At 56.0% G+C, this 4,364-nt stretch carries 4 protein-coding genes; 1 reads left to right on the forward strand and 3 read right to left on the reverse strand.

What is annotated here, in order from left to right:
• Nucleotides 1-48: 48 nt before the first annotated feature.
• The 3 genes from RTY00_RS20640 to rbsK are packed head-to-tail and all read right to left on the reverse strand — an operon-like array spanning nucleotide 49 to nucleotide 3,311.
• Nucleotides 49-1,062, reverse strand: coding sequence for an aldose 1-epimerase family protein (locus RTY00_RS20640; RefSeq protein WP_312665918.1), 1,014 nt, complete (start codon nucleotides 1,060-1,062; stop codon nucleotides 49-51).
• Nucleotides 1,059-2,384, reverse strand: coding sequence for an L-fucose:H+ symporter permease (gene fucP / locus RTY00_RS20645; protein WP_008101752.1), 1,326 nt, complete (start codon nucleotides 2,382-2,384; stop codon nucleotides 1,059-1,061). The genes RTY00_RS20640 and fucP overlap by 4 nt, the downstream gene beginning before the upstream one ends.
• Before the next feature lie 9 nt (nucleotides 2,385-2,393).
• Nucleotides 2,394-3,311: a ribokinase gene (gene rbsK / locus RTY00_RS20650; protein WP_312665919.1), complete on the reverse strand. Its 918-nt coding sequence runs from the start codon at nucleotides 3,309-3,311 to the stop codon at nucleotides 2,394-2,396.
• Nucleotides 3,312-3,682: 371 nt separating this feature from the next.
• Here rbsK and deoR point away from each other — a divergent pair.
• Nucleotides 3,683-4,364, forward strand: a 682-nt coding sequence (deoR, locus tag RTY00_RS20655) for a DNA-binding transcriptional repressor DeoR (RefSeq protein WP_312665920.1), incomplete at its 3' end; no start/stop codon positions are given.

Genomic DNA, 4,364 nt, shown 5'->3' on the forward strand with positions numbered 1-4,364 from the left:
GTGCGCATTCATGCGCACCTGGAAACCAGGTCGCCATAAATGGCGCCCCTACAAAATACCAGTTTCAACGCTAAAGTGACGCTGTTCGCCAGGTGCCAACTCAATCAGCGTGCCGGCGCGCTGCGCTGCTTTGAAACCTTCCGGGCGGCAGGTTGACGGCAGCACATAGGCGGCGACCTGCTGATCGCGGTTATGCAGCATCCAGCGCGTGGCGTGCGGAAATTGCTGGCTGGAGAAGCGCGTCATCAGGGCAAAACCCTGCGGTGAGTGCAGTTCGAATTGCATCTCATCGCCGTACTGCTGAAGATCATCGGCAAAGAACACGATCTCCGGGTCGCACATCTCCGGCTGATCCAACTGCTGAAACGCCTGCGGATCGCGCGCCAGCCGATCGGTATACGCGCGCCACTGCGGCGTGGGCTTGACGTGCGCCGGGATCGAGCTGCGTAGCTGGAACGCATCGGTCGGGATCGACTGCTGGAAACGGCCTTGATCCAGCCAGGCGCTGTTCAGATGACACATATACTGCAGCGGCATCGGCGCACCCGCCAGGTTGGTGACGTTCATCTCAATGTGCAGGCGCGCTGCATTGGCCTCAAGGCGCACCGCCGGTGCGGCAAGATAGTGATGGCCGAAGCCCTTCACATACTCGGTTTCGCCCTCCAGCGACACGCGATCCTCCTCCAGCACCATCCATGCACTGTCCATGCGCGCGCAGGCCATTTCGCCGTGCAGCGGATGATCGTCGTCCTCTGCCGGGCAACCGTTGGCCAGCAGCCCGGAGTGGAAAGCAAAACAGCCGTAGGTATCAATGATCGAACTGCCGGGCAGCGGCTGCTTAAAGCTGTGGCCCATGGTCAGCGAGTGGCCGTCAAAGTTGGCATCCCACACCATCTGGCCGTAAAACGGCAGCACGATTACCGTGCCGCGTGGGTTGCTGATGCGCACCGCTTCCACGCCGGCTGGATAGCGAAACAGCTCGACGTGGAACGTCTCGTTGCGCAGCAGCGTGGCGGGCGTTTCGTGAAACTGCTCACGACGTAACGGTAAACGGGTTTTCATGGCATCTCCTCGACTAAACGACCGGCCGCTTCCGCCTGCTTTTTATGGCGCAGCTCGCCCCAGAAGAAGTAACCGACCCAGGCGAAGCACAGCAGCGAAACGCCGAACGCCAGCTGCATCGATCCCAGATGATCGGAGACGAAACCCTGAATCGCGGGAATAAAGGCGGCACCGACAATCGACATCACGATAAACGCGCCCGCCACTTCGGTGTATTTGTTATCGACAGTCGCCAGTGTACCGGCGTAGATCGTCGCCCAGCATGGACCAAACAGCGCGCTGACAAAGATCGCGGCATAGACAGCGGTAAAGTTCGGCACAAACATCACATACGCCAGCGCGAGAACCCCCAGCAACGAGTAGGCGATCAGCACTTTTTCCGCACGGAAGCGCGTCATCAGGAAGTTGGCGATAAATTTACCGATAAAGAAGCCGATAAAGCTATAAATCATAAAGTTAGAGGCATGACGCTCGTTGATCGCGCCAAGCGTCAGCGCCAGACGAATGGTGAACGACCACACCGCCACCTGCATGCCGACATACAGGAACTGCGCCACGATACCGCGTTTGAAGTGACGATTCGCCGCCAGATAGCGGAAGGTCTCACCAAGCGACGGCAGGGATTTTTCACTGCTTTCCGGCTTGCAGCGCGGATAGCGGGTGAACAGGAACAGCAGCATCACCACCACCAAGACCATCACCAGATATTTGTACGGTTCCAGCGTGTGCTCCAGCATGGTGAGACGGAACGCATGCGCCTGTTCAGCGTTCATGCCCGCCAGCTGACTTTCCAGACTATCGCCCTCCTGGAACACCAGATATTTGCCCAGCACGATGCCCATCAGCGCACCGACTGGATAGAACGTCTGGCTGATATTCAGGCGCAGCGTGGCGTGATCGCGATGACCAATCATCGAGCTGTAGGTGTTGGCGGCGGTTTCGAGGAAGCTCAAACCGATGGCAATGGCAAAAATCGCTGCCAGGAACATGGTGTAGGTCGCCATGTGCGAAGCGGGATAGAACAGCACGCAGCCCACGATATACAGCGCCAGTCCCAGCAAAATCGCCAGTTTGTAGGTGGCTTTACGGATCACCAAAGAGGCCGGAATGGCGATCAGGAAGTAGCCACCGTAGAAGGCACTCTGCACCAGCGCGCTGGCGAAATCGCTTAACGCGAACACGCTTTTGAACTGGGTGATCAGGATGTCGTTCAGACTCGCCGCACAGCCCCACAACGGGAACAGGCACGAGAGCAAAATGAACTGGAACAGCGGCGTTTTATTCAGATAGCCATCAGATTGCTGAACAATGTTCGGTTGCATAACTCGACCTCAGTGAACGTTGAGAAAACGCTGGAAGGTTTCCGCGTCGGGATAGGAGCGCTGCGTGCCGCGACCGGTCACGCTGCAGGCGGCATAAGCCGAGGCTTGCGCCATCGCGGCCGGGATATCGCCGCTTTTCACTAACTCGTGGGCGAAGCAACCGATAAAGGCATCGCCCGCGCCGCTGGTGTCCACCGCTTTTACCGCAGTCGGTGCAACCTGATGCACATCGTCGCCGGACATCCACAGCGAACCGCGTCCACCCAGCGTGATGATCAGGTTTTTCAGCCCACGTTTAAGCAATGACTGCCCCGCCAGCTTCACCTCTTCATCGGTGGTGACCGGCATGCCGGTGAGGATCTCCAGCTCGGTTTCATTCGGCATGAAAAAGTCGCATTTGCAGGCGTATTCGATATTGAGATCCGCTACCGCCGGTGCCGGATTGAGGATCACTTTGATGTGGTGCTGACGGGCAAAATCAATGGCGTAGTAAACGGTTTCCAGCGGGATCTCCAGTTGCAGGATGATCAGCTGGCAGCTTTTCAGCGCCTCGGCTGCGACATCAATATCCGCCGGTTTCAGCTGCTGGTTGGCACCTTTGATAATCAGAATGCGGTTCTGCGACTGATCGTCAACGAAGATCGGTGCCACACCGCTGGAGGTGCCTGCCGCGGTGGTGACAAAACGGGTATCAACGCCCTGCTGTTGCAGATTGGCCACGGTATTCGGCGCAAACAGATCGTCGCCGACTTTACTCACCATCATCACGCTGGCGCCCATCTTCGCGGCTGCCACGGCCTGATTAGCACCTTTACCGCCACAGCCGATAGCAAAATCAGGTGCTTCCAGCGTTTCGCCCGCTTTAGGCAACTGATTTGTATAGGTAATGAGGTCCACCATATTTGACCCAATAACCGCAATATCCATTGTTTTCTCCCGGTAAATTTTTAGCTTTATAATGTTATTAAAATCACAATATCAGGTTAATAAAGTTAATTATGTGATAAATTTCACACCTCAACATCATGACAAAAAGCCGATAAACAGCCATTCATTCGTAGAAATGAATGTTATTATTCTAACAATGCAACAACATTGGGAAGACAACCTGGCGGCGAGCGAACTGGCTAGAGGGCAACATATTGGCGGCACTGCGTGAGGTTTGCGGGCCGATCTCATTACAGGTAAGATTGAAAACTGGCCTGCTGAATACGTCGCAAATCATTAAAATATGTGAGATTTATCGTGATTTTTGACCAGGCTACTTCGACTTCAGGATTAATTACGCAGAGATGATCATGGAAACCCGGCGCGACGAACGTATTCACAAGTTGGCTCAGGCGCTGAAACGCACCGATAAACTGCATCTGAAAGACGCAGCGCAGCTGCTGGGCGTGTCGGAAATGACTATCCGCCGCGATCTCACCGAACCGGCTTCAACCGTGGTGCTGCTGGGCGGCTATATCGTCAGCGATCCGAAAAGCCACGCCGGACACTACTTCATCTCCGATCAGCACGGTCAAAACGCCGCACGCAAGCAGCGCCTGGCGCAGGCTGCTGCGGATCTGATCAGTGAAAATGACACGGTATTTTTTGATTGCGGCACCACGCTGCCGTACATCGTGGATGCGATTCCTGACACCTTGCCGTTCACCGCCATCTGTTGCGCGATGAACACTTTCCTGGCGCTGAAAGAGAAACCGGCCTGCAATGTGATCCTCAGCGGCGGCGAGTTCCACGCCGACAACGCGCTATTCACGCCGATTGGCGCGCATTCGATCCTCGACGATCTCTGCCCAACGCTGGCGTTTATTTCAGCGGCGGGTATCGATCAGGAACAGGGCGCAACCTGCTACAACATCAACGAGCTGGCAATGAAGCACCACGCGATGCTGCGCGCACGTCAGCGCGTGCTGGTGGCGGACAGCAGTAAATTTGGCAAAGTGCTGCCCGCGCGTATCGGTGAATTACGCCGTTTTG

This window comes from Pantoea sp. CTOTU49201 (assembly GCF_032054795.1).
In the GTDB taxonomy this organism is placed as follows: domain Bacteria; phylum Pseudomonadota; class Gammaproteobacteria; order Enterobacterales; family Enterobacteriaceae; genus Pantoea; species Pantoea symbiotica.

Excerpts from the sequence above, each read along its gene's own strand:
- rbsK (WP_312665919.1), bottom strand. The coding sequence starts at position 3,311 with ATGGATATTGCGGTTATTGGGTCAAATATGGTGGACCTCATTACCTAT.
- RTY00_RS20640 (WP_312665918.1), bottom strand. The coding sequence starts at position 1,062 with ATGAAAACCCGTTTACCGTTACGTCGTGAGCAGTTTCACGAAACGCCC.
- fucP (WP_008101752.1), bottom strand. The coding sequence starts at position 2,384 with ATGCAACCGAACATTGTTCAGCAATCTGATGGCTATCTGAATAAAACG.